Source organism: Thalassobaculum sp., from assembly GCF_040219615.1.
In the GTDB taxonomy this organism is placed as follows: Bacteria; Pseudomonadota; Alphaproteobacteria; order Thalassobaculales; family Thalassobaculaceae; genus Thalassobaculum_A.
Genome location: NZ_JAVJSE010000040.1, coordinates 14544 through 39154, shown reverse-complemented (window position 1 = coordinate 39154; position 24611 = coordinate 14544). Strand labels below are relative to the sequence as shown.

25 protein-coding genes are annotated in these 24611 nt (G+C 70.8%); 8 read left to right on the top strand and 17 right to left on the bottom strand.

Annotation, left to right across the window (positions count from 1 at the left end; genetic code table 11):
- Positions 1-79: 79 nt before the first annotated feature.
- Complete coding sequence (locus RIC31_RS21825; protein ID WP_350112866.1) at positions 80-826, bottom strand: ComFC family protein; 747 nt, start codon at positions 824-826, stop codon at positions 80-82.
- Positions 827-897: 71 nt separating this feature from the next.
- On the opposite strand from RIC31_RS21825, the gene RIC31_RS21820 reads away from it, so the two are divergent.
- On the top strand, positions 898-1806 hold the full coding sequence (locus RIC31_RS21820) for a methyltransferase domain-containing protein (RefSeq protein ID WP_350112863.1): 909 nt from the start codon (positions 898-900) through the stop codon (positions 1804-1806).
- Positions 1807-1842: 36 nt separating this feature from the next.
- On the opposite strand, the gene RIC31_RS21815 is transcribed toward RIC31_RS21820, so the two are convergent.
- Genes RIC31_RS21815 through RIC31_RS21805 form a run of 3 tightly spaced genes read right to left on the bottom strand, consistent with a single transcriptional unit; the run spans position 1843 to position 2640 of the window.
- Complete coding sequence (locus RIC31_RS21815) at positions 1843-2055, bottom strand: hypothetical protein (protein WP_350112860.1); 213 nt, start codon at positions 2053-2055, stop codon at positions 1843-1845.
- A 40-nt stretch (positions 2056-2095) separates the two neighbouring features.
- Positions 2096-2479, bottom strand: coding sequence for a DUF4112 domain-containing protein (locus RIC31_RS21810; protein ID WP_350112857.1), 384 nt, complete (start codon positions 2477-2479; stop codon positions 2096-2098).
- A 2-nt stretch (positions 2480-2481) separates the two neighbouring features.
- Positions 2482-2640 (bottom strand): YqaE/Pmp3 family membrane protein, encoded by a 159-nt coding sequence (locus tag RIC31_RS21805; protein ID WP_350112854.1) that lies wholly within the window; start codon positions 2638-2640, stop codon positions 2482-2484.
- A gap of 313 nt (positions 2641-2953) precedes the next feature.
- Here RIC31_RS21805 and RIC31_RS21800 point away from each other — a divergent pair, with 313 nt between their 5' ends.
- Positions 2954-3967, top strand: coding sequence for a Cj0069 family protein (locus tag RIC31_RS21800; protein WP_350112851.1), 1014 nt, complete (start codon positions 2954-2956; stop codon positions 3965-3967).
- On the opposite strand, the gene RIC31_RS21795 is transcribed toward RIC31_RS21800, so the two are convergent.
- A complete protein-coding gene (locus tag RIC31_RS21795) occupies positions 3964-4557 on the bottom strand; it encodes a LysE family translocator (RefSeq protein WP_350112848.1) in 594 nt (197 codons plus the stop codon). The two genes, RIC31_RS21800 and RIC31_RS21795, sit on opposite strands and share 4 nt — an antisense overlap.
- 32 nt (positions 4558-4589) lie before the next feature.
- Here RIC31_RS21795 and RIC31_RS21790 point away from each other — a divergent pair, with 32 nt between their 5' ends.
- Together RIC31_RS21790 and RIC31_RS21785 are read left to right on the top strand one after the other, a co-directional pair.
- Positions 4590-5468, top strand: a complete 879-nt coding sequence (locus tag RIC31_RS21790) for an AraC family transcriptional regulator (RefSeq protein WP_350112844.1) — start codon at positions 4590-4592, stop codon at positions 5466-5468.
- Positions 5465-6064, top strand: a complete 600-nt coding sequence (locus RIC31_RS21785; protein WP_350112841.1) for a glutathione S-transferase family protein — start codon at positions 5465-5467, stop codon at positions 6062-6064. Before RIC31_RS21790 ends, RIC31_RS21785 begins: the two co-directional genes overlap by 4 nt.
- 6 nt (positions 6065-6070) lie before the next feature.
- Here RIC31_RS21785 and RIC31_RS21780 read toward each other — a convergent pair whose 3' ends face one another.
- Entirely contained in the window at positions 6071-7195 is a 1125-nt protein-coding gene (locus tag RIC31_RS21780; protein ID WP_350112838.1) for an SMP-30/gluconolactonase/LRE family protein, read from the bottom strand.
- A 104-nt stretch (positions 7196-7299) separates the two neighbouring features.
- On the bottom strand, positions 7300-8208 hold the full coding sequence (locus RIC31_RS21775) for a LysR substrate-binding domain-containing protein (RefSeq protein ID WP_350112835.1): 909 nt from the start codon (positions 8206-8208) through the stop codon (positions 7300-7302).
- A gap of 121 nt (positions 8209-8329) precedes the next feature.
- Here RIC31_RS21775 and RIC31_RS21770 point away from each other — a divergent pair, with 121 nt between their 5' ends.
- The gene (locus RIC31_RS21770; RefSeq protein ID WP_350112832.1) at positions 8330-8548 is read left to right on the top strand and encodes a hypothetical protein; all 219 of its coding nucleotides are present in this window, start codon (positions 8330-8332) and stop codon (positions 8546-8548) included.
- A gap of 27 nt (positions 8549-8575) precedes the next feature.
- Here the strand turns inward: RIC31_RS21770 and mutT are convergent, their stop codons facing one another.
- The 3 genes from mutT to RIC31_RS21755 all read right to left on the bottom strand — a co-directional run bounded on the left by mutT (position 8576) and on the right by RIC31_RS21755 (position 11274).
- Positions 8576-9013 (bottom strand): 8-oxo-dGTP diphosphatase MutT, encoded by a 438-nt coding sequence (gene mutT, locus RIC31_RS21765; RefSeq protein WP_350113462.1) that lies wholly within the window; start codon positions 9011-9013, stop codon positions 8576-8578.
- 25 nt (positions 9014-9038) lie between these two features.
- The gene (gene argJ, locus RIC31_RS21760; protein ID WP_350112829.1) at positions 9039-10274 is read right to left on the bottom strand and encodes a bifunctional glutamate N-acetyltransferase/amino-acid acetyltransferase ArgJ; all 1236 of its coding nucleotides are present in this window, start codon (positions 10272-10274) and stop codon (positions 9039-9041) included.
- Between the two features lie 106 nt (positions 10275-10380).
- On the bottom strand, positions 10381-11274 hold the full coding sequence (locus RIC31_RS21755) for a peptidylprolyl isomerase (RefSeq protein ID WP_350112826.1): 894 nt from the start codon (positions 11272-11274) through the stop codon (positions 10381-10383).
- A 282-nt stretch (positions 11275-11556) separates the two neighbouring features.
- On the opposite strand from RIC31_RS21755, the gene RIC31_RS21750 reads away from it, so the two are divergent.
- Both RIC31_RS21750 and RIC31_RS21745 read left to right on the top strand, forming a co-directional pair.
- Complete coding sequence (locus tag RIC31_RS21750; protein WP_350112823.1) at positions 11557-12216, top strand: PAS domain-containing protein; 660 nt, start codon at positions 11557-11559, stop codon at positions 12214-12216.
- Positions 12217-13242 (top strand): methyl-accepting chemotaxis protein, encoded by a 1026-nt coding sequence (locus RIC31_RS21745; RefSeq protein WP_350112820.1) that lies wholly within the window; start codon positions 12217-12219, stop codon positions 13240-13242.
- Positions 13243-13275: 33 nt separating this feature from the next.
- Here RIC31_RS21745 and RIC31_RS21740 read toward each other — a convergent pair whose 3' ends face one another.
- Positions 13276-14172 carry a hypothetical protein gene (locus tag RIC31_RS21740; protein WP_350112816.1) on the bottom strand — a complete coding sequence of 299 codons (897 nt, stop codon included), beginning with the start codon at positions 14170-14172 and terminating at the stop codon, positions 13276-13278.
- 190 nt (positions 14173-14362) lie between these two features.
- Here RIC31_RS21740 and secA point away from each other — a divergent pair, with 190 nt between their 5' ends.
- Entirely contained in the window at positions 14363-17122 is a 2760-nt protein-coding gene (gene secA, locus RIC31_RS21735; protein WP_350112813.1) for a preprotein translocase subunit SecA, read from the top strand.
- Between the two features lie 71 nt (positions 17123-17193).
- On the opposite strand, the gene RIC31_RS21730 is transcribed toward secA, so the two are convergent.
- The 6 genes from RIC31_RS21730 to RIC31_RS21705 all read right to left on the bottom strand — a co-directional run bounded on the left by RIC31_RS21730 (position 17194) and on the right by RIC31_RS21705 (position 24610).
- Entirely contained in the window at positions 17194-18162 is a 969-nt protein-coding gene (locus RIC31_RS21730) for a calcium-binding protein (protein WP_350112811.1), read from the bottom strand.
- A gap of 513 nt (positions 18163-18675) precedes the next feature.
- A complete protein-coding gene (locus tag RIC31_RS21725; RefSeq protein WP_350112808.1) occupies positions 18676-20109 on the bottom strand; it encodes an MFS transporter in 1434 nt (477 codons plus the stop codon).
- Positions 20106-21275 (bottom strand): AbrB family transcriptional regulator, encoded by a 1170-nt coding sequence (locus tag RIC31_RS21720; RefSeq protein ID WP_350112805.1) that lies wholly within the window; start codon positions 21273-21275, stop codon positions 20106-20108. The genes RIC31_RS21725 and RIC31_RS21720 overlap by 4 nt, the downstream gene beginning before the upstream one ends.
- 82 nt (positions 21276-21357) lie before the next feature.
- A complete protein-coding gene (locus tag RIC31_RS21715) occupies positions 21358-21981 on the bottom strand; it encodes a flavin reductase family protein (RefSeq protein WP_350112802.1) in 624 nt (207 codons plus the stop codon).
- 40 nt (positions 21982-22021) lie between these two features.
- Complete coding sequence (locus RIC31_RS21710; protein ID WP_350112799.1) at positions 22022-22939, bottom strand: polysaccharide deacetylase family protein; 918 nt, start codon at positions 22937-22939, stop codon at positions 22022-22024.
- A gap of 90 nt (positions 22940-23029) precedes the next feature.
- On the bottom strand, positions 23030-24610 hold the full coding sequence (locus tag RIC31_RS21705) for an inorganic phosphate transporter (RefSeq protein ID WP_350112796.1): 1581 nt from the start codon (positions 24608-24610) through the stop codon (positions 23030-23032).
- Position 24611: the final 1 nt, after the last annotated feature.

Below are 24611 nucleotides of genomic sequence, written 5' to 3'. Positions count from 1 at the left end.
CATCTATACGTTCGTCATCCCGGAGGGCCCGCGTCAGCGGGCGGCTCCGGGACCCACCAGCCGCTCCGCCGTCTACCCCTCACACCACCCGCGCCAGGGTCAGCAGGTCGACGGCCTCGGCGCCGGCGCGCAGCAGCACCCGGGCGCAGGCGCCGGCGGTGGCGCCCGAGGTCAGCACGTCGTCGACCAGCAGTACCCGGCGGCCGGCGACCTCGGTCCGCCTCGACGCCGCCACCCGGAACGCGCCCTGGACGTTGCGGGCGCGCTGGCTGCGGGTCAGCCGGCCCTGGCTCGGGGTCCGCTTCACCCGCTGCAGCGCCCGGTCGGATACCGGGATCCCGGTCGCCCGGCCGAGCGCATGGGCCAGCACGGCGGCCTGGTTGTAGCGCCTCGCGAGCAGCCGCCAGCGGTGCAGCGGCACCGGCACGATCACATCGGCGTCGGCCATCAGTTCGGCCCCGGCCGCGCGCATCCAGCCGGCCAGCAGCGACGCCAGATGCAGGCGGTCGCCATGCTTGAACCCCAGCACCAGCGGCCGGCTGGCATCGTCGTAGCGCAGCGCCGATCGTCCGCGACCCCAGGGCGGCGGGGTGGCCAGGCAGTCGCCGCACACCGGCTCGCCCGGCGGCGCGGTCTCGAACGGGTCGCCGCACACCGCGCACAGCGGCCGGGTGACGAAGGTCAGTCCCGACCAGCATTGCAGGCAGAGGGAACCCGGCCGGTCGACCGGCTCGTCGCAGGTAACGCAGCGCGGCGGCAGCAGGGCGTCGAGCACGACGGTCGCCACGCCGCGGGCCAGTCGGGACAGCCCGGATCCTCGGTCCATGCCGCCGCTATGCGACGGCCAGGCGGATTTCGGGGGTGCGCCGGGCCGGCGGCTGCGCCATATAGCCGGCCATGACCGATCCGATGATGGTGTTCGACCGATCCCTGGTGCGCCGCCGCCGCGAGCGCGCCCAGCCAGGCTACGACGAGTTCGCGTTCCTCGAGGAGGCGGTGGCCGAGCGGGTCGCCGAGCGGCTGGAGGACATGCGCAGGCGCTTCCCGCTGGCGCTCGAGCTCGGCGCCCGGTCCGGTGCGCTCGGCCGGCTGCTGCGGTCCGGCGGCAAGGTCGACACCCTGGTCCAGACCGACCTGTCGCCGGCCTGGGCCGCCGCCCGGGCGGCCGACGGCCCGGCGGCGGCGGTCGACGAGGAGGCGCTGCCGTTCGCCGAGGGCTCGCTGGACGCGGTGTTCGGTGCGCTGTCGCTCCACTGGGTCAACGACCTGCCGGGCACGCTGTCGCAGATCCGCCGCGCCCTGAAGCCGGACGGGCTGCTGCTGCTGGCGATGCTGGGCGGCGAGACCCTGGTGGAGCTGCGCGATGCCCTGTTCGAGGCGGAGAACGAGGTGACCGGCGGCGTCAGCCCGCGGGTCTCGCCGTTCGCCGACCTGCGCGACGCCGCCGGCCTGCTGCAGCGCGCCGGCTTCGCCCTGCCGGTCGCCGACGCCGACACCATCCCGGTCACCTATGCCACCGCCTTCCACCTGATGCGCGACCTGCGCGGCATGGGCGAGAGCAACGCGGTCCTGGAGCGCAGCCGGCGGCCGGCTCCGCGCGCCCTGTTCGCCCGCGCCGCCGAGATCTACGCCGCCCGCTTCGCCGGCCCGGACGGCCGCGTGCCGGCGCGCTTCCAGGTGCTGTTCCTGACGGCCTGGGCGCCGTCCGCCGACCAGCCGAAGCCGCTGCGGCCGGGCTCGGCCCGGAACAGCCTCGCCGGCGCGCTGGGCGGCCACGAGGTCGGGACCGGCGAGACCCCGGGCTGACGCGGGCGCCGGCTCGCAGCTGGTCGGTTCGCCCGATCAGCGGGAGCGGGGCTCGTCGCTCTTGCGGACCCGGGTGGTGCCGCCCGGGCGTTCCCGGCTGCGCTTGAGGGTGTCGCGCGACCCGACGTCGCGCGCCAGGTTGCCGCCGCTGCTTCCCGGCGGCGCCGGCTTCTCGTCGGCTCCGAAGAACGGCTTGTCCTCGAGCTGGGCCTGGCGTTCGCCCTTCTGCTCCTTGGTGCGTCGGTCCATGAGTGTCCTCCTTGTGGAAGTCTGCGTTCGGGGCTTCGGATCAACCGCGGCCCCGGGCCGCACCGGTGGTGTGCGGCCCGGTGGCCCGTCGCTCCAGCGTCCGCTTCAGCAGGCCGAGATTCCGGCGATTGGCCTTGAAGGCGATGTCGAACGCATCGCCCAGGACCGGGATCGCCCCGACCGCGGTGTCCAGCAGGACGTTGCCCAGCATCATCGCGAGCACTCCGCCCGGCGCGCCCAGGTCACGGGCGCGAGCGACGACGTAGAGCGACACCAGGGTGGTCGCGACGTCGCCGAGGCCCGGCACCAGGCCGATCAGGCCGTCGAGGCCGAAGCGGATCGAGGTGCCCGGGACCCGGAACCGGTCGTCCAGCAGGCGGGCCAGCGCCTCGATGTCGCGCAGGCGGGTGTCGGGCGCCGTCACGGCTACCGCCGGGCGATGATCCAGACGGCGTGCACGATGCCGGGGATGTAGCCGAGCAGCGTCAGCAGGATGTTCAGCCAGAAATGCAGGCCGAGCCCGACCTGCAGCAGCACGCCGAGCGGCGGCAGGAGAATCGCGAGGATGATGCGCAGGATGTCCATCGGCAGCCTCGATTCGTGGTGGCGCCCGGTCCCGGGCTCGCGCGGACAACCGGCGGTCGCCCGCTGAGTTCCGTTGCATCGGCAGCGCCGCGCCGGACCGTGCGCCGGAACCCGTGCCCAGAGCGCTCAATGGCTTGCGGCCGCCGAGGCCGTACCCTAGCGTCGTAGTTCCGGGCCTTCGGCAGACGCCCGGTCATCCAGACGCCCGGTCATCCAGACGATCGTCGTCCAAGCGCTGCCCTGGTTCCGGTTCGCCGGGACGGGTCGTGCGCGTCGTTGCCCGCCGCGTGCGCCACCGAGGCGGAGGATGGTCATGACGAGGATTGCCGTTGTTTCCCGCGACACGACGCCGGACTTCGGGTCCAGCCGGTTCCGGGCGGTCGCGGAGGCGCTCGCGGCACGCGGCCTCGAGCCCGTGCTCTGCTGCTATGACGAGGCGCGGGAGGCCGAATCCGAGCGTTTGCTCGGGGACTGCGCCGCCGCGCTGGTCTGGGTGAACCCCGAGCACGAGGGGCGCTTCCGGGCCGGCCTCGACGCCCTCTTGCGCCGCGTCGCGGCAAAGGGCGTCCTGGTCAGCGCCCACCCGGACGTGATCGACCGGATGGGGGTCAAGGCCGTGCTGGCGGCCACCCGCGAGATCGGCTGGAGCGGCGACGCGTGGTTCTATCCGACCGCCGAGACGCTGCGGCGGGAACTGCCGGCGCGGCTGGCCGGCGGACCGCGCGTCCTGAAGCAGAACCGGGGCCAGAGCGGCCTCGGTGTGTGGCGTGTTGAATCGCTGGGCGGCGGGTGCGTTCGTGTCGTCGCTGCGACCGACCGGAGCCGGGCCCGCGAATGCGCGCTGGACGACTTCCTGGCCGAGCGGTGCCTGGAGATCGACCGCGTCGGCGGGTTCGTCGACCAGGCGTTCCAGCGCCGTCTCTCCGACGGCATGATCCGCTGCTACATGTCGGGTCGGCGCCTGGCGGGCTTCGGCTGGCAGAAGGTCCGGGCTCTGCTCGATCCCGACGCAGAGCCGACGCCGCCTCGTACCTATTCGGGGGCTGCCGACCCGCGGTTCCAGGGGCTGCGCCGGCAGATCGAGGACGTGTGGACGCCGGAGCTGCTGCGCCTTCTGCGGCTGAGTGAGGACGACCTGCCGCTGCTGTGGGACGCGGACTTCCTGTTCGGCCCGGCCGACGCGGACGGGCGGGACACCTTCGTCCTGTGCGAGATCAATGTCTGCTCGGTCTCGCCGATGCCGGCGGAGACGCCTGAGGTGATCGCGACGACCCTGACCGACCGCCTGGCCCGCCGCCTTGCCGCTGCCCCGGGAGGCGGCGGCTAGAACGCCAGGGCGAACCCGACCGAGGCCAGCAGCAGGGCCGCGAAGCCCAGGTTGATCGCGCGGTTGGCGGACGGGTCGCGGAACAACCGGGTGAGGGCGGCGCCGGTGGCGAGCCAGGCGAGATTGACGGCCGTGATGACGACCGCGAGCACCGCGATCTTGGCCGCGACGTCGAGCTCGATCCGCCCGGACACCAGCACGAAGCCGGAGAACAGTGCCGCCATCGCCGCATAGGCCTTGGGATTGACCAGCGACAGCACTACGCCGGCCAGGAACGACGGCTGGCGGCGGTCGCCGGCCTGCTCGCCGAGCGCCGGCGCGGTGGCGATCCGCCAGGCGAGATACACGAAATAGGCGGCGGCCGCGGCGGTGACCGCCGGCTTCGTCCCCGGCACCGCCAGCAGGATCCCGATCACGCCGCTGGCGGTGATCGCCATGACCACCAGCATGCCGATGTTCAGCCCGGCCATGTAGGCGATCCCGCGGCGCGCCCCGAAGGCGGCGCCGGTGGCGGCCAGGCTGAGGGTGTTCGGGCCGGGGCTGCCGGCCAGCGCGAAGCCGGCGGCCACGAAGCCGAGCAGTTCCTGCATGTCCGCCGCCCTCCCTGGCGCTAGAATGGCACATGGCCTCTTCTATGGACCGGGATGCCACGTCGGGTCTTGAACGATCGTGCGTCGATGCGGCGGGTGACTGGATCCGCGCGGCGCCGTCGCTGCCCGGGCTGGAGCGCATCGAGGCGTTCTTCGGCGGCCACGGCTTCGACCCGCACCGCCACGACACCTATGCGGTCGGCTTCACGATGCGCGGGGTGCAGGCCTTCCGCTACCGCGGAGCGGCGACCCGCAGCGTGCCGGGCCAGGTGTTCGTGCTGCATCCGGACGAGCTGCACGACGGCCGGGCCGGCACCGACGACGGCTTCCGCTACCGGATCCTGTATGTCGAGCCGCGGCTGATTCGCGACGCCCTGGCCGATCCGCGGCGCCCGCTGCCGTTCGCCGGCGCGGCGGTATCCGACGACCCGCGGCTGGCCGCCGCCATCGTCCCGGCCCTGGCGGATCTCGACGGCCCGTTCGACGAACTGCGGCGCGACCAGGTGGTCCAGGGCCTGGCCGACGCGCTGGCGGCGGTAGACCCCGTCGGCGGCCGGATATGCCGGCGTGCCGACCGGCGGGCGGTCGAGCGCGCCCGCGAGCTGCTGGACGCCGGGGTCGAGACCGGCGTCGGCTCGGCCGCGCTGGAGGCGGCGACCGGGCTGTCGCGCTACGAGATCGCCCGGCAGTTCCGGGCCTGCCTCGGCACCAGCCCGCACCGCTACCTGGTGCTGCGCCGGCTCGACCGGGCGCGCGCCTTGATCGAGGCCGGGGCCGCGCTGGCCGACGTCGCCGCCGCGAGCGGCTTCGCCGACCAGAGCCACATGACCCGGCAGTTCCGCCGGGCCTACGGCCTGCCGCCCGGGCGCTGGGCGGCGATGCTCGAACGGTCGACGGAGGGCCGGGCGTGACGCTCACCATCTATGGATCGCCCCGATCGCGGACCATGAGGGTGCTCTGGGCGGCGGCGGAACTCGGGCTCGACCACGACCATATGCCGCTGGCCGCGGATGATCCGGCGCTGAAGACGCCCGAGTTCCTCCGGCTCAATCCGGCCGGCGCGATCCCGGTCATCGACGACGACGGCTTCGTGCTGGCGGAGTCGATGGCGATCATTCTGTATCTCACCAGGAAGCACGCGACCGGAACCCTGTATCCGGCGGAACCGCGTGCCGAGGCGGAGGCCTGGCGCTGGAGCCTGTGGGCACAGGGGCATATCGAGCCCTGGGTACAACGCGACCGGGCGATGGCGCCGCTGCATGCGACGCTCGGGGCGTTCGCGCGGGCGCGGGCGGAGGCGGGCCTGTCGGTTCTCGATCGCGCCCTGACCGGAGCGGAGTGGCTGGTGGGCGAGCGGTTTACGGTCGCCGACCTGAACGTCGCCGGCGTGCTGTCGCCCTCGCGCGCCGCTACGCTCGACCTGGCACGGTTTCCGTCGGTCCGGGACTGGCTGGCGCGCTGCTACGCGCGGCCGGCGGCGGTGGCGACCCGCCGCCGGTTCGGGTGAGGCGCCTCAGGTGATGTGCGCGCCGCGGGTCTCGACGTAGACCGCGTACAGGCTCTGGCTGGCGGTCATGAACAGCCGGTTGCGCTTGCTGCCGCCGAAGCAGACGTTCGAGCAGATCTCCGGCAGGCGGATCTGGGCGATCCGTGTGCCGTCCGGGGCGAACACATGGACCCCGTCATAGCCGTCGCCGACCCAGCCGGCCGAGGACCACACATTGCCGTCCTCGTCGCAGCGAATGCCGTCGGCGAAGCCGGTCTTGCCCTCCCAGGTCATGCCGGCGAACTCGCGGCCCTTGGACAGCGTGCCGTTCTTGGCGTCCAGGTCGAACGCCCAGATCCGGCTGGCCGCCTCCGGGTAGTGCGAGACGCCGGTATCCGCCACGTACAGGGTCTTGTAGTCGTGGCTGAAGCACAGGCCGTTCGGCTTGAACGGCTCGTCGGTCACCTTGGTGACCTTGCCGCTGTTGGCGTCGATCCGGTACACCGCCTCCTTGATGAACGGCTGCACCGAGCCGGTGCCGGCCCGGAAGCCCTCGTAGTTCATCAGCTGGCCGTAGCCCGGGTCGGTGAACCAGATCGAGCCGTCGTCGGGATGCACGATCGCGTCGTTCGGGGCGTTGAAGCCCTGGTCGGTATCGTTCTTGTCGGCCAGCACGGTGACCGAGCCGTCGTACTCGTAGCGCACCACCCGTCGGTTCAGGTGCTCGCAGGCGATCTGCCGACCGCGGTAGTCGAAGGTGTTGCCGTTGCTGTTGCCGGACGGTGCGCGGAAACCGCGGCTGACATGGCCGTCCTCCTCGATCCAGCGTAGCTGCTCGTTGCTCGGGATGTCGCTCCAGATCAGATAGCGGCCGACCCCGTTCCAGGCCGGTCCCTCGGCCCACAGCGTCCCGGTGTGCAGGCGCTGGATCGGGGTGTTGCCCAGCTTGGCCGTGAATCGCTTGTCCAGCGCGATGATGTCCGGGTCCGGGTAGCGCACAGGCTCGGCGCCCGGGCCGAAATTGCGGGCGAAGGCCTCGGGCGCCATCGCCGTGCCGGCGGCGATGGCCGCGGCGGCGGCCAGGAAGCCGCGGCGGTCGAAGCGCGGGGTCTCGTCGTCGGGGCGGTCGTCGAGCCGGTCGGGGCGGGTCATGGCTTCCTCCCTGGTGCCGGGTGGCTCCGCGAGGGCCGGGAGCCGGCCACGGCTGTATGACCGCAAGTTACGCGATGACTTGGTTGACCGCAACTCATGCGAGATTACATGTTATCGTTAATCCCCGCTTCCATGAAAACGAAGCTGCGGAATGCCTGGACTCCGGGATCCGAGCGCCGCGCCTCGGGATAGCAGAGCCAGTAGCTGGCCTCGGCGCCGATCGGCCGGTCGTTGAGGACCAGTAGCAGGCCCTGCTCGATCAGGGCCTGGGCCAGCGCGACCCGGCCGAGCACCACGCCCTGGGCCGCCATCGCCACGTCGATCAGCACGCCCGCCTCGTGGAACACGGCGCCGCTCGACACGTCGGCCCCGACCACGCCGGCTTCCGCGAACCAGCGCCGCCAGATGTCGCGCGACTCCTCGTGCTGCAGCGGCAGCGCGGCGATCCGTTCCGGCACCAGCGGCAGGTCGGCGGCCGACAGGCCGTGCCGCTCCAGCAGCGCCGGCGACGCTATCGGCTTGCCGTGCCCTGGCATCAGCCGGTGCGCGGCCAGCCCCGGCCAGCCGCCGATGCCGTAGCGGATCGCCACGTCGACGCCCTCGCGCGCGAGGTCGACCAGACGGGTCGAATGCTCGAGCCGGACGTCGATCTCCGGATGCCGGGCGCTGAACGCGGCGAGTCGCGGCACGATCCAGCGATAGGCGACCGACGGCGCCGACGAGATCGTCAGGATCCGGCGCCCGCCCTGGGAGCGGATGTCGGCGGCCCGCGCCGCCACCCGGTCGAAGGCGTCCGTGACCACCGGCAGCAGGCTGGCGCCGGCCTCGTTCGGCACGATCCGGCGGTGCTCGCGGCGGAACAGCGGGCCGCCGATCCAGTCCTCCAGCGCCCGCAGCTGGTGGCTGACCGCGGCATGGGTGACCGACAGCTCGTCGGCGGCCCGGGTCACGCTGCCCAGGCGGGCGGTCGCCTCGAAGGCGCGCAAAGCTGTCAGGGGCGGCAGGGTTCGCATGAATGTAAGTTCATCTAACAGATCGGGTGAGAATCTATCGTTTGAGAACGAGCCGTTCAACTGCGACATCCGCCACATGAAACGGATCATTCGGTCCGAAAGACATGTGAGGAGAACTGTCATGTCGAGCGATACGTTGTTCCGCATCGTCAACATCGCCGGTGGCCTGGGGCTGGACGACGACCTGTGGCGCAGGCAGGTCCTGGGGCCGTCGCCCGCGGCCGCCCGCCGGTCGGCCCGCCGGCGGATCGCCGACACTGCGGCCGAATGGTGCGGCGATGCCCTGGAGCGGGTCGAGGAACCGCCGCGGCTCCGGGCCCTGGGGCGCCTGCCGGGGTGAGCCGGTCGGTCCCGCGGGCCGGCGGGGTTATCCCAGGATGTCGTGGATCATCGCCACCAGCGGGGCGTCGGCCGGCGGCATGGGGTAGTCGCCCAGCCGGACCGGCCGCACCCAGGCGAGTTCCTGGTGCTCCTTCGCCGTGACCGTGCCGTTCCATCGCCGGCAGGCATACAGCGGCATCAGCAGGTGGAAGCCGTCGTAGCGGTGCGACGCGAAGGTGAGGGGGGCCAGGCAGGACTCGGCGGTGTCGATGCCGAGCTCCTCCTGCAGTTCCCGGATCAGCGCCGCCTCCGGGGTCTCGCCGGGATCGACCTTGCCGCCCGGGAATTCCCACAGCCCGGCCATCGACTTGCCTTCGGGCCTGCGGGCGATCAGCACCCGGCCGTCGACGTCGATCAGGGCGACCGCCACCACCAGCACGGTCGGGACCGCCGGCAGGCCGGCGGTAGATCCGCCGGCGGCCATGCAGCCGTCGAGCCCGGTCATCGGATCAGCTTCGGTAGTCGGCGTTGATGTCGATGTAGCCGTGCGTCAGGTCGCAGGTCCACACCGTCGACCGGCCGCTGCCGATCCCGACGTCGACCGCGACCACGATCTCGCGGCCCTTCATGTGCGCGGCGACCGGCGCCTCGTCGTAGCCCTCGACCCGGGCGCCGTCGCGCGCCACCGCCACCCCGCCGATGTCGATCGCCAGCCGGTCGCGGTCGGCCTTCTGGCCGGACTTGCCGACCGCCATCACGATGCGGCCCCAGTTGGCGTCCTCGCCGGCGATCGCGGTCTTGACCAGCGGCGAGTCGGCGATGGCGAGGGCGATCCGGCGGGCGGCGCGCTCGGAGGCGGCGCCGGTCACGCTGATCTCGATCAGCTTCTGGGCGCCCTCGCCGTCCCGGACCACCTGCAGCGCCAGGTCCTTCAGCAGATCCTCGAGCTTGCTGCGGAAGTCGCGCAGCGCCGGCTCGCCCGCTCCGGTGATCGCGGCGTGCGGGACCTGCCCGGTGGCGAACAGCATCAGCGTGTCGCTGGTGGAGGTGTCGCTGTCGACGGTGATGGCGTTGAAGGTGCGTGCCGTCGTCCGGGTCAGCAGCGCCTGCAGGACATCGGCCGGGATCTGCGCGTCGGTCGCGACGAAGGACAGCATGGTGGCCATGTCCGGCGCGATCATGCCCGAGCCCTTGGCGATGCCGTTGATGCGTACCGGCACGCCGCGGATGTTGGCGGTCCGGCTGGCGGCCTTCGGGAAGGTGTCGGTGGTCATGATGGCGCGCGCGGCATCCGCCCAGGTGTCGGGCGACAGGGCCTTCTGCGCGCCCGGCAGGGCGGCCACGATGCGCTCGTAGGGCAGCGGCTCGCCGATGACGCCGGTCGACGCCAGCATGATCTCGGCCGGGGTGCAGCCGAGCAGTCCGGCCGCTGCGGCCGCGGTCTCGGAGCAGGCCGTCCGGCCCTTGGCGCCGGTGAACACGTTGGCGTTGCCGGCGTTGACCACCAGGCCGCGGGCGCGGCCGGCCGGCAGCACCGCCCGGCACCAGTCGATCGGCGCGCCCGGCATCTGGTTGCGGGTCAGCACGCCGGCGACAGTGGTGCCGGGGGCGAACTCGGCCAGCAGCACGTCGCGGCGTCCCTTGTAGCGCACGCCGGCCTCGACCGCCGCGAAGCGGCAGCCGGCCACCGGCGGTAGCTCAGGGAGACTGGCGGGAGCGAGCGGCGAGACGGGAAGCGGGGCCACGGTCGGACCTCCTGGTGATGGTGCAGGGCCCGGGCCGTCGCCCGGCCGGGACGAATGTCGGCCGCCGACCGGGCCCGACCCTGCGGGCCCGGTTGTGGCGGGCGGGCTACTGCGGGGCCGGCATCGGCGAGCCGTCCGGGCCGAAGCGCTGGACGACGGCGTCCTTGCGAAGCTCCGCCAGCCGGGCCGTGATCAACTCGCGGGTCATCTCCGAGGCGAGTTGGCTCTGCATTTCCTCGAACGTCGGTGCCGGGGCCTTGCGCTTCTCCTCGAGCAGGATGACGTGCCAGCCGAACTGGCTCTTGACCGGCTGCTTGCTGTAGCTGCCGGGCTCCATGGCGAAGGCGGCGGTCGAGAACTCGGGCACCATCTGCTCGGCGCTGAACCAGCCGAGGTCGCCGCCTTCGGAACCGCCCGGATCGGTCGAGCGCTCCTTGGCGAGCGCCGCGAAGTCGGCGCCCTTGTCGAGGTCGGCGATCACCTGCTTCGCCTGTTCCTCGGTGTCGACCAGGATGTGGCGGGCATGCGCCTCCTCCTGGCCGCTGTCGGCGGCGGCGGCCTTCGCGTAGCGCTCGCGCAGCGCGTCCTCGGTGACCTTCTCGGCGATGGTCTCGGAGAGATAGACCTGCGAGAGAACCTCGTCCTCGGCGCGCTTGATGCGCTGCTTGACGTCGGTGCGCTCGGCCAGGTCGGTGGCCCGAGCCGCCCGGGCGATCAGATAACCGTCGATCGCCCGCTCCAGCAGGTGCGGGTAGAGCGCCTGCAGCGGCATCTGCCGGTACTGCGCCGGCAGCGCTTCGCGCATGGCGATCAGGTCGGCGAGGGTCACCGTGCCGTTCCCGACGGTCGCGACCACGATCTTCGACGGGTCGCTCTCGGCAGCGGCGGCCGGGGCGCTGGTGGCCGGGGCGCTGGTGGTTTGGGCGACCGCGAGACTTCCGGCGGCCGCGGTCGACAACAGGACGGTGGCGGCGACGGCCGCGGAGCGCAGAGACGGCATCGGGGGTCCTTTCGTGCTGACGACCCGGGTTCGGCCCGGATCGTCGCGGCAGGGTGCGCGCCGCCACGAACGGCCGGGGTGCGCAGGCGTACCAGATCGCCGAAAGTCGAACAAGCGCACCCGCTGGCCGCCTGCGTTGGTAAACAGAGTCTGAAGATGTGAAGTTAAGAAACAAGTAAAATTGAATGTAGTTTGTGTATCTGGGGCCTGTTTTCGGAAAATGGCATCCATTCATGCAGTCGCAGCGTATCCCAACTGTTCGAATTCCTCAGGAGGGGTAAGGTGTTCAAGTTGAATGGCATGCGTGACTCGCTGGAATTGAAGGCCAAGGTTGATGCGATCGGCCGTTCGCAGGCGATGATTGAGTTCGGTCCGGACGGTGTGATCGTCGACGCGAACGAGAACTTCCTGACGGTGATGGGCTACAGCCTGGCGGAGGTGCGGGGGCGGCACCACGGGATGTTCGTGGACCCGGCGGAGCGCGACAGCGCCGAGTACCGGGGGTTCTGGGACCGGCTGCGGCGCGGCGAGTTCCAGGCCGCGGTGTTCCGGCGGCTCGCCAAGGGTGGCCGCGAGGTCTGGATCCAGGCGTCCTACAACCCGATCCTGGACCGCAACGGCAAGACGCGGAAGGTGGTGAAGGTCGCGACCGACATCACCGAGCAGGTGTATCGCGACGCCGACTATGCCGGCCAGGTGGCGGCGATCGGCAAGTCGCAGGCGGTGATCGAGTTCACCCTCGACGGCACGATCCTGAACGCGAACGGGAACTTCCTGGGCGCGATGGGCTACGCGCTTGAGGAGATCCGCGGCAAGCACCACCGGATGTTCGTGGAGCCGGGCGAGCGCGAGAGTGCCGGGTATACGGAGTTCTGGGCGAGGCTGGGGCGGGGCGAGTACCGGTCGGGCGAGTTCAGGCGGCTCGGCAAGGGCGGGCGCTAGGTGTGGATCCAGGCGTCCTACAACCCGATCCTGGGGGCCGACGGCAAGCCGTTCAAGGTGGTGAAGTTCGCCACCGACGTGACCGAGCAGAAGCTGCGCAACGCCGACCACGAGGGCCAGATCGCGGCGATCGGCAAGTCGCAGGCGGTGATCGAGTTCGCCCTCGACGGCACGATCCTGAACGCGAACGGCAACTTCCTGGGCGCGATGGGCTACGCGCTTGAGGAGATCCGCGGCAAGCACCACCGGATGTTCGTGGAGCCGGCCGAGCGCGAGGGTGCCGGGTACAGGGAGTTCTGGGCGAAGCTGGGGCGGGGCGAGTACCAGTCGGGCGAGTTCAAGCGGCTCGGCAAGGGCGGGCGCGAGGTGTGGATCCAAGCATCCTACAACCCGATCCTGGGCCTCGACGGCAAGCCGTCGAAGGTCGTGAAGTTCGCTTCCGACGTGACCGACCAGGTACTGGCGCGGAAGCGGGCCGAGCACATCGGCCAGCTGATGGAGACGGTCGCCGCCGGCTCCGAGCAGCTGAACGCCTCGGTCCGCGAGATCGCCGGCAGCATGGCGATGTCGAAGGGCCGCACCTCGGACACCTTCGAGATGGTGATGGCGGCGGACCGGGCGACCCAGCAGCTGACCTCGGCGGCGCAGGCGATGGGCGGGATTCTGGACGTCATCAACAACATCACCGGCCAGATCAACCTGCTGGCATTGAACGCCACCATCGAGTCCGCGCGGGCCGGCGAGGCCGGCAAGGGCTTCGCGGTGGTGGCCAACGAGGTGAAGAACCTGGCCGGTCAGGCGAAGTCGGCGACCGAGCAGATCTCGAGGGAGATCGACGGCATGCGCTCGATCTCCGGCGAGGTCGCGGGCTCGCTGGACTCGATCCGCGCCGCCATGCAGCAGGTGATGGAGTACGTCACCTCGACCGCCTCGGCGGTCGAGGAGCAGAGCGCGGTGGCCAACGACATGTCATCCAACATGCAGCGCGCCGCCGCCGAGGCCAGCAGCCTGGGCAACGCCGCGTGACACGGCGGGGACCGGCGGGACGGATCCGTGCGTTCAGCCGGATCCGCCGCCGGACCAGCTCGGATCGAACGGCACGTGCACGTCCATGTCGACCACCCAGGTCGACGCCCTGCCGGTGACGAAGTCGCTGGCCTCGGCGCGGATCAGCACGCACACGCCCTCGGTGTCCTCGGTGATTCCGAAGGACGGAAGTTCGGTCCGGACGGTCTCGACGATGTCGTGGGCGGTGGCGGCGCCGGTTTCGCCGGTGTCGACGTAGAAGCCCGGCGACGGCTCGCGCACCGTGCCCGACGCCCGGATGTCGAACACCACGCCGGAGGCGCGGAAGTCGAAGCTGCGGCGGAACTCGACGCCGCCGACGTCGACCGACAGCCGGCCGTTGTCGGCGCTCAGCTCCATGCGGACCTGTTCGAACGACAGGCCGATCGGCAGGCGCTCGTGGTTCGGCGCGTAGGACCGGTAGCGGGGCACGGCGTCGCGCACCCATTCCAGCGCCGCCCCGTGGAAGCCCTCGACCAGACCGGCGGTGCGTTTCGGATCGATGCCCAGCAGGGTCTCGGCCATCTGCCTGATCGCCTGACCGGCGCGCCGCAGCACGCTGTCCAGGTCGCCGGTCAGGATCGCCGCCGACCGCGAAACCACCACCTCGGCTTCCTTGCGGATCGCCTTGGCCACGCCGCCATAGGCCCGCGCGGCGCGGATGGCCGCTGCGCTCCGGCCGTCCGGGCGCGCGTCCCCGTCCCCGGCAAACGGGTTGCCGGTCCCGCCTCCGCGACGGCGGTCGTCGGCATCGATGTCGTCGTCGCCGGCGGCATAGCTCCGCCATCGCCCGCGGTCACTGCCGCGCATGCGGATGTACAGCTGTGTCTGGTCCTGCGCCCGCACGCCTGCTGCGGCGATCGGCGGAGGCCCCACAATTTCATCGACCATGACGAGGCTTTCTGCCGAATGGTCGTTACGTCCCCGCAGACAGCATGATGCCTGCGCCGTGAAAACGCAACAAACCAACGCGTTCCGCGGGCTTTCGCCGGGTGCCGGTCGCGTTGACAGGACCCCGGCCGCCCCCTAAATGTCGGGGTCTCGACGGCCGCCGGCCGGCGCGTACAATTCGGGGATCTCCATGCTCGGCGCCATCGCCAAGGCCCTGTTCGGGTCGCAGAACGACCGTATTCTCAAGGGCTTGCAGAAGCCGGTTGCGGCGGTCAATGCGTTCGAGCCGGAGATCTCCGCACTCTCCGACGACGATCTGAAGGCCAAGACCGGGGCGTTCAAGCGGCGCATCGAGGCCGGCGAGGCCCTGGACGACCTGCTTCCGGAGGCGTTCGCGGTGATCCGCGAGGCCGCCAAGCGCACCCTCGGCCAGCGCCATTTCGACGTCCAGCTGGTCGGCGGCATCGTGCTGCACCAGGGCCGGATCGCCGAGATGAAGACCGGTGAAGGCAAGACCCTGGTGGCCACCCTCCCGGTCTACCTGAACGCGCTGACCGGCAAGGGCGTGCACGTCGTCACCGTGAACGACTACCTGGCCAGCCGCGACAGCGAGTGGATGGGGCAGATCTACCGCTTCCTGGGCCTCAGCGTCGGCTGCATCGTGCACGGCCTGACCGACGAGGAGCGGCGCGCGGCCTATGCCTGCGACGTCACATACGGCACCAACAACGAGTTCGGGTTCGATTATCTGCGCGACAACATGAAGTTCCGCCTGGAGGACATGGTCCAGCGCGACTTCAATTTCGCGATCGTCGACGAGGTCGACTCGATCCTGATCGACGAGGCGCGCACGCCGCTGATCATCTCCGGGCCGGCCGACGACAGCTCGGCGCTGTACCGGCAGGTCGACCGGCTGATCCCGCTGCTCAAGCCCGAGCACTTCGAGAAGGACGAGAAGCAGCGCACGGTCACCATGACCGACGAAGGCGCGGTGGAGATCGAGCGGCTGCTCGGCGAGGCCGATATCCTGAAGGAGGGCGGGCTCTACGACATCCAGAACGTCACCCTGGTGCACCACGCCAACCAGGCCCTGCGCGCCCACAAGCTGTTCAGCCGCGACACCGACTACATCGTCAAGGACGACAAGGTCGTCATCATCGACGAGTTCACCGGGCGCGCCATGGAGGGCCGGCGCTATTCCGAGGGCCTGCACCAGGCGCTCGAGGCCAAGGAAGGCGTGACCGTCCAGAACGAGAACCAGACCCTCGCCTCGATCACCTTCCAGAACTACTTCCGCCTGTATCCGAAGCTGGCCGGCATGACCGGCACGGCGATGACCGAGGCCTCGGAGTTCGCGGAGATCTATGGCCTCGAGGTCGTCGAGATCCCGACCAACGTCCAGGTCCGCCGCAAGGACGAGGACGACGAGGTCTACCGCAGCGCCGGCGAGAAGTACGAGGCCCTGGCGTCGCTCATCGAGGAATGCCGCGGCCGCGGCCAGCCGGTGCTGGTCGGCACGGTCTCGATCGAGAAGTCCGAGACGGTCTCGGCCCTGCTGAAGCAGAAGGGCATCCCGCACCAGGTCCTGAACGCCCGCTTCCACGAGCAGGAAGCCGGCATCATCGCCCAGGCCGGCGTGCCGGGCGCCGTGACGATCGCCACAAACATGGCCGGCCGCGGCACCGACATCCAGCTCGGCGGCAACCTGGACATGCGGCTCGCGGCGGCGCTGGCCGACGTCGCCGACGAGGCGAAGGTCGCCGAGATCCGCGAGGCCTACCGGGCCGAGGTCGAGGAAGGCCGGGCCAAGGCGCTGGCCGCCGGCGGCCTCTACGTGATCGCGACCGAGCGGCACGAGAGCCGGCGTATCGACAACCAGCTGCGCGGCCGCTCGGGCCGGCAGGGCGACCCGGGCGCCTCCAAGTTCTTCCTGTCGCTGGAAGACGACCTGATGCGGATCTTCGGGTCCGAGCGCATGGACGGCATGCTGCAGAAGCTCGGCCTCAAGGAGGGCGAGGCGATCGTCCACCCGTGGATCAACAAGGCCCTGGAGAAGGCGCAGCAGAAGGTCGAGGCGCGCAACTTCGAGATCCGCAAGCAGCTGCTGAAGTTCGACGACGTCATGAACGACCAGCGCAAGGTCGTCTACGAGCAGCGCCGCGAGATCATGCGGGCGCCCGACGTGCACGAGATGATCGGCGACATGCGCCACGAGGTCATCGAGGACATGGTGGCGCGCTGCATCCCGCAGGGCGCCTATGCCGAGCAGTGGAACCTCGACACCCTGCACGAGGAGTGCCTGCGCCTGCTGGCCCTGGACCTGCCGGTCAGGGACTGGGCCAAGGAGGAGGGCATCGCCGACCGCGAGATCCTCGAGCGGATCCGCGACGCCTCGAACCGCAAGATGGCCGAGAAGGTCGCGAACTACGGCCGCGAGCTGATGCGCATGGCCGAGCGCAGCCTGCTGCTGCAGCTGCTCGACCAGCAGTGGAAGGACCACCTGCTGTCGCTCGACCACCTGCGCCAGGGCATCAACCTGCGGGCCTACGCCCAGAAGGATCCGCTGAACGAATACAAGCGCGAGGCGTTCTCGCTGTTCGAGGCGATGCTGGCGAACCTGCGGCAGGTGGTGACCAGCGTGCTGTCGCACCTGGAGATCCGGACCCAGGCGCCGGAAGAGCTGGAAGCCCGCATGGCCGCCGAGCGTGCCCAGGCCGAGATGCACGAGACCCGCATGGACCCGGCGCTGGCCTCCGACCGGGCGGTCGAGCGCGAGGACGAGGGCGGGCTGGCCGCCACCGGAACCGACGGGGTGGCGGTGGCGACCCGCCGGCCGGTCGTCGACGTCGACCCGAACGACCCGGCGACCTGGGGCAAGGTCCAGCGCAACGCGCCCTGCCCGTGCGGCAGCGGCAAGAAGTTCAAGCAGTGTCACGGCAAGTTCGCGTAGGGCCGTCGGGCGGGTGATGCCGGCCGGCCTTGCCGGCGGCTCGTTCCGGCGACCGGAGCCGGGCCTCCCCCTCACAGGAACCAGTTGGCGGCTTCCTCGGGCGGAACGCCGAGAAGGGTCACGCCGTGCGGGCTCCCGGCGAGACGGTCGCCCTCGTCCGGGTTGAAGTCCAGAACCAGGTCGCCCTCGCCGACCACGAACAGGTCGGCGCCACCGCCGCCGCTGAGCGTGTCGCTTCCCAGATTGCCGACGAGCTGGTCGTCGCCGTCGTCCCCGACCAATAGGTCGTCGCCCTGGCCGCCGAAGATCGTGTCGTTTCCCTGCCCACCGAAAACGGTGTCGTCGCCGAGGTTGCCATACAGCCGGTCGTCACCGAGCCCGCCCCATAGCCTATCCTCGCCCTGGCCGCCATACGCGATATCGTCGCCGCTGCCGGCCGTGAGCCGGTCGCTGCCCAGGTTGCCGTAGATCAGATCGTCGCCACCCTCGCCGTGGATCGTGTCGTTTCCGCCGCCGCCGAGAACCCGACCGGATCCTTCGCCGTGCAGGATCTCGTCGTCGCGGCTCGAGGGACCGAAGCGACCCTGCACCTGCTCGATGTCGCGGCTGCCCAGTCGCGGCGCCGTGGAGCCGACATAGGAGTATAGGGTCTCCAGGGGATCAGCGGACGGATCGTCCTCGAAGCCGAAGGCGTGCCCGATCTCGTGAGCCGCGACCCGCACGGCGTCGAAAGAGGGAATGGTGCTGCTATCCAGCCCGACATAGGCAATCCGGCCCACTGATCCGGCGGGCGTGGTGTCGGTTATGACGACGCTCAGCCCGGCATAGTCTGCGCTGTAGCCGAATGCGGACTTCAGCTCGTCGAGCCTGACGACCACCAGCGACGCGCTGGCTCCCGGTGCCAGCTCCTTGAACGTCACGTCTGCAACCGACTCCCAGAGCCCGATGGCCTGGCGGATGTCGTCGGCCGCGTAGTCGACGTTCTGGTTGATCGAGAAAGTCACCGTGGCCTCGGGCCACTGGATCGGATGGAGCGCCATCGGTTTTCGAATCTATAGTTGTCATTATGAATCTGAGATTCATTTCTTGTTTTCAAATACAGTTCACAGATTAGAATGTCTTTACGTAAGTACCCGTATGAATATAGTAAAAATACATTAATTCAGATTCACGGTTTGTTATTCTTAATGAACATTAACCATATGATACGGTAAAATATTGAAATGTACTGGTTGTTATTTGTCGGAAAATTTTGAAAGATCGAATGATGTTGTTGATAATGTTCATGAATTCATTGAGTTCGTCATGAACAAGAGTCGTGCGGGCGTTCGGTGTTCCGACGCCATTCCTGAAGATCTCAATCTAAAGTATGAGTCAGGAGAAAGTCCCCGCGAGCTCGCCGAGCTGGAATAGGATGTTCGGCCGACAGGCGACTGTTGGGGCGGTTGTGTGCCGCGGCGTGCAGAGCCTCGGGGCCGCCCGTCCGTGGCGGTGGGAGTCACCGTACCCGGCTCCAGGTACGAAGTCGGAACAGGGCGGGGGCGAGCTCGCCGTCACCCGTCCGCCCCGGCTCCCGTATCCGCCCCGGCGGCCGGCCGGAAATGCTTCAGCCGCATCAGGCTGACGGTCGCCGCCAGTGCCGCGAAGCCCGCACCCAGCACCAGCGCCCAGGTGGCGCCCTCGATGCCGAGGCGCCCCAGCAGCAGCGCGACCAGGGCGGCGCCGACCGCCTGGCCGCTGAGCCGGGCGGTGCCCAGCATGCCGCTGGCGGCGCCGCTGCGGGCCCGCGGGGCGGCGGTGATCAGGGTGCGGTTGTTGGGCGCCTGGAACAGCCCGAAGCCGGCCCCGCACAGCGCCATCCGCCAGGCGATGTCGTACTGTCCCGGGTCGTCCGGCAGCAGGGCCAGCGCCGCCAGCCCGGCGGCCAGCATCGCCAGGCCGGCACCGACGATGATCGCCGGCGACCAGCGGTCCGACAGCCGCCCGGCGAACGGCGCCACCACCGCGATCGCCAGCGGCCAGGGCATCATCAGCAGCCCGACCTCCAGCGGCGGGAAGCCGTGGATGCGCTGGAAGGTGAAGGGCAGCGACACGAAGGCCAGGACCTGGGCCACGAACGACGCCATCGCGGTGGCGATCGACAGGCTGAAGATCGGCTTGGCCAGCAGGTCGAGCGGCAGCAGCGGCTCGGGCACCCGCAGCTCGCGCCGGACCAGCAGCACCCAGCATATGCCGCAGCCGACCGCCTGGACCGCCACCAGCGACCAGCCCAGGCCGTGGCCGATGCTGTCGAGCGTGGTCACCACCAGCCCGATGGCGGCGGCGCTGAGCACGGCGCTGCGGAGGTCGAACCGGCGACCGGCGCGGTCGCTGTCCGGCAGGCTGAACCAGCCCATCGCCACCACCGCGGCGCCGACCGGCAGGTGCATCGCGTAAAGCCACGGCCAGTCGGCGACCGCCAGGACGAAGCCGCCGAGCGTCGGCCCGACGGTCGCGGCGGCGGCCACCACCAGGGCGTTCACGCCGATCGCCGCACCGAACCGGTCCTTCGGCACGATATAGCGCAGCAGCGCGGCATTGACGCTCATCAGGCCGCCGGCACCGAGGCCCTGGACGATCCGGGCGGCCGTCAGCTCGGCGAGCGAACCGGCCAGCGCACAGCCGAGGGCCGCCACCGCGAACAGCGACACCCCGGCGAGATAGACCCGGCGGTAGCCGTAGATCTCGCCGAGCGAGGCGAACGGCAGCAGGGTCGCGACGATCGCCAGCTGGTAGCCGTTGACGATCCAGATCGAGACCGCCGGGCTGGCGGCGAAGTGGCCGGCGATGGTCGGCAGCGCCACGTTGGTCATGGAGCTGTCCAGCACCGCCAGCGCGATGCCGACGATGATCGTGGCCCAGGCCCAGCGACGGCGCGGCAGGTCCAGCCCGTCGGGGGATTCTTGGCGGGCGGGCTGCGGGATGGCGGGCTGCGGGATGGCGGTCAAGTCGGGGTGCCCCCGGCGACCCCGGTCCTGCTTGCGATGAAGCGGGCCAGGCTGGGGCCGGTCAGGATCACCACGATCACCCGGGCGGTCTGCATGGCCATGACGAAGGGCAGGTCGACGTTGCGCGACGACGCGGCGATGATCGCCGCCGAGTCCATGCCCCCCGGGCTGGTCGCCAGATAGGCGGTCAGCGGGTCGACCCCGGCGAACACCACCAGCACCGCCGCGAAGGCGCCGCACAACGCGATCAGGGCGAAGATCGACAGCAGCACCCGCGGCAGGGCGCGGGCGGCGTGCGCCAGGATCGGCCGGGTGAAGCGCAGGCCGATGGCCCAGCCGACCAGGGCGTAGCTGACCGCCAGCAGCCAGGGCGGCAGCTCGATGGTCAGCCAGCCGAGGTCCTGCAGCACCACGCCGATGGTCAGCGGCAGCAGCAGCGGTCCGGCCGGCACCCGGAAGCGCAGCGCGATGGCGATGCCGGCGGCCGCGACCGCCATGGTGGCCGCGAACCAGGCCCAGTCGGTGTCGGGGAACCAGTCGATCGCCGGGGCGTCGCCGACCGGGCCGACCCAGATCCGCGCGACCAGCGAGGCGACCACCACGACGCAGACCACCCGGAGGTACTGCATGAACGCCACCAGCCGGACGTCGGCCCCGTAGGCTTCCGAGATCAGCGTCATGCTGGACGCGGCACCCGGCGAGAAGCCCCAGACCGCGGTGGTGCCGGGCAGTATCCGCCAGCGCGTGAGCAGCCAGCCGAGCGCCGCCGCCACCACCACCGTCCAGGCGACGCCGGCCAGGAACAGCGGCCAGTCGCGGGCGATCTCGGTCAGGACCGTCACCGGGATGCCGCGGGCGATCATGCAGCCGACGATGCCCTGGGCGATGTAGAACGGGATCGCCGGCACCCGCACCGAGCCCTCGGCCGAGGCCAGCAGGATCGCCGCCGCCATCGGCCCGAGCAGCAGGGCCGCCGGCAGGTGCAGCAGTTCAAGGCCGACCACCGCCAGGACCGACAGCACGGCCAGGGTCGCCCACTGGAACCCCGGCGGGCGCCGGCCGAGCGAGCGGAACCGCCGCGTCTTGCCGTTGTCGGGCTCGGGCGGCGGCGTCGACGGGTCCGCGGGCTCTGGTGGGGGCGGGTGGCGCGGACCGCGTTCGGGCATAGGGACCTGGCTCAGGGTGGGGCGGAGCAGACAGCGGAATCCGGCACCGCCAGCCTATCCCCGCGGGTGGCCGGCCGCCAGCCTAGGGCTTCGGTACCGGCATCTCGAAACGGTCCCGGGTGGTGGTGTAGGTGTCGCCGCCGAGCCGGCCGACGGTGTCGAGGCCGGCCTGGTCGATCCGCAGCCGCGCGTCGTCCACCAGATCCGGGCGAACCACGATCCGCAGCACCTCGCCGACGATGATCTCGCGCCGGTTCCCGACCTGCAGGGTGGTGTGCCGCCTGCACTCCAGCGCCGCCGGGGCCTGCACGATGCGCGGCGGCCGGACGGTGACCGACGGGGCGGTCTCGAGGCCGGCGACGTCGATCTCGGACTCGCCGGGTTCCAGCGGCAGGGCGCACAGGTTCATCCGCTCGGCGAGCGCGAAGTCGACGATGTTGACCACGAACTCCGGCAACTCGCGGATGTTCGCGGATGTGTCCTTGGGCCGCCGGTCCGGGCGCGCGTCGACGCCGAGCACCACCATGCAGGGGTCGAAGGCGATGGCGTTGAAGAACGAGAACGGCGCGGCGTTGACCGTGCCGTCCGGGGCCAGGGTGGTGACCAGCGCGACCGGGCGCGGGGTGACGACGCTTCGGAACACCTTGTAGGCGTCGACGGGGTCCATGTCGGCGAGCAGGAAGTCCTTCATGGGGCTCTGTGGCATGGGGCTCTCCGGCATCGGGCTCTCTGGCTGGGGCGTGGCGTCAGGCGGGCGGGTGCGCGGCGTGCCAGTGGCGCGCGATCTCGACCCGGCGACACACCCAGGCCCGGTCGTGCGCCTTCACGTGGTCCAGGAAGCGGGCCAGCGCGCGGGCCCTGCCGGGCCGGCCGACCAGCCGCTGGTGCAGGCCTACCGACAGCATCTTCGGGGTATCCGCACCTTCCTCGTAGAGCTGGTCGAAGCTATCGAGCAGGTGCCGCAGGAAGTCCTCGCCGGACCCGTAGGCCGAGGGCGCGCCGAACTTCACGTCGTTGGTGTCGAGGGCATAGGGCACCACCAGCCGCGGGCGGCCGTCGACGTCCACCCAGTACGGCAGGTCGTCGTTGTAGGCGTCGCTGTCGTACAGGAAGCCGCCATGCTCCATCAGCAGGCGGCGGGTGTGCGGGCTGGGGGCGTAGCGGCAGTACCAGCCGGCGGGTGCGGCACCGGTCAGCCGCTCGATGCCGGCGACCGCCCGGGCGATGTGCTCGCGTTCCTCGGCCTCCGACAGCTCGTAGTGATTGATCCAGCGCCAGCCATGCCCGGCGAAGTCGCAGCCGTAGTCGGCCAGCGCCCGGGTAGACACCGGGTTGCGTTCCAGAGCCTGGGCACAGGCGTAGACCGTGAACGGAAGGCCGCGGCTGCGGAACAGGTCGAGGACCCGCCAGACCCCGGCGCGCGAGCCGTATTCGTACAGCGACTCCAGGCCGAGGTCTCGCTCGCCCGGCGGATGCCGGCCGCCGACCACCTCGGACAGTCCGCTCTCGTTGCGGCCGTCGCCATGCAGCACCGAGGTCTCCGAGCCCTCCTCGACGTTCAGCACGAAGTTGACGGCGATCCGGGCACCGCCCGGCCAGGCTGCATGCGGCGGCTTGCCGCCATAGCCGATCATGTCGCGCGGATACGGGGCGGTCTCGGACATGGCGGGAACCTTCGGAGGCGGAACGGCAGGATACGATACCTGATCGCCGGCGCCACCGGTTCTGCGCCATCGTTCCGGTAGCGCCCGGGGTCAGCCCTCGAGGCCCGGGACCAGCCGGACCATCGCCAGGAACAGCATGGCGCTGATCACGGCCGACAGCGGGACCGTAACCAGCCAGGCGGCGGCGATGGTCAGCAGATGGCGCCGCCGGACCAGCCGGCGCTTTGCGGCCTTGCGGATCGTCAGTGGATCCTGTGCCGGGTCGGGTTCCATGCCGGGCAGCCAACCGTCCGCCGTCGCCCGCGGCGGCACCTCGTCCTCAATGGCGGTGGCGCGCGCCGCCTCGTTGAGCCGCGCCTGCCGGCGGATGTGACCGCCGCGCCGGGCGTGCCTTTCGCGGGCCAGACCGACGCCGAAGACGGCACCGACCGCGATATGCGTCGAGCTGACCGGCAGGCCGAGAGCCGACGCCGCCAGCACGGTCACGGCGGCCGACAGGGCGACGCAGAATGCCCGGACCGGGTTCAGCTTGGTGATCTTCTCGCCGACCATGCGGATCAGCCGCGGCCCGAACAGGGCGAGGCCGAGGGAGATGCCGGCCGCACCGATCAGCATGATCCAGCCGGGTACCACGACCTTGGCGCCGGCGGCGCCCTGGACCGCTGCGGCGATCGCCGCCAGCGGGCCGATGGCGTTGGCCACGTCGTTGGCGCCATGCGCGAACGACAGCAGCGCGGCGGCCACGATCAGCGGCGCCGTGAACAGGGTCCCGATCGCCTTCTTGCTGTTGTCCAGCGCCGGCGCCTGGCGGGCGACCAGCCGGCCGACCGCCACGAGCGCCACCGCGAACACGCCGGCGGCCAGCAGCGCCAGCATCCAGAGCGGCGGCCGCCAGACCTTGGACAGCCCCTTCTGGACCAGATAGGCCGAGAACGCGGCGGCGGTCACCGCCACCACCACCGGCACCCAGCGCCTGGCGGCGGCGACCCTGTCGTCGGCCTGGATGATCAGGCGATCCAGCAGGGCCAGCATGGCGGCCGCGGCGAGGCCGCCGAGCATCGGGGAGACCACCCAGCTGGCCGCGATCGCCCCCATCACCGGCCAGTTGGCCGCGCCGAACCCGGCAGCCGCGAGTCCGGCACCCAGCACCCCGCCGACGATCGAATGCGTCGTCGAGACCGGTGCCTCGAGCCAGGTCGCGAGGTTGAGCCACAGCGCCGCCCCCAGCAGGGCGGCCATCATCAGCGCGACGAACACGCCGCGATCGCCCACCGCGGCCGGGTCGATGATGCCCTTGCTGACGGTCGAGACCACGTCGGCGCCCGCGATCAGGGCACCGGCCGCCTCGCAGACCGCCGCGACCAGCAGTGCGCCGCCCATGCTCAACGCCCGCGCGCCGACCGCCGGGGCCATGTTGTTGGCGACGTCGTTGGCGCCGATGTTGAGCGCCATGTAGCCGCCGATGACCGCGGCCGCGACGATCAGCCAGGCACCCTGGTCGACCCCGGTCTGCCCGGCGGTCATCACGAACACCAGGGCCAGGAACACCAGGCTGAGGCCGAGCGGCACGAGACGCAGTCCGCCCTGATGGCCGATCGCCTCGAGCGCGACGATCTTCTTGAGATCCTTGTCCAGCGCCCGCTTGCGAAGAGCTGAAGGCAGCAGCGTCATG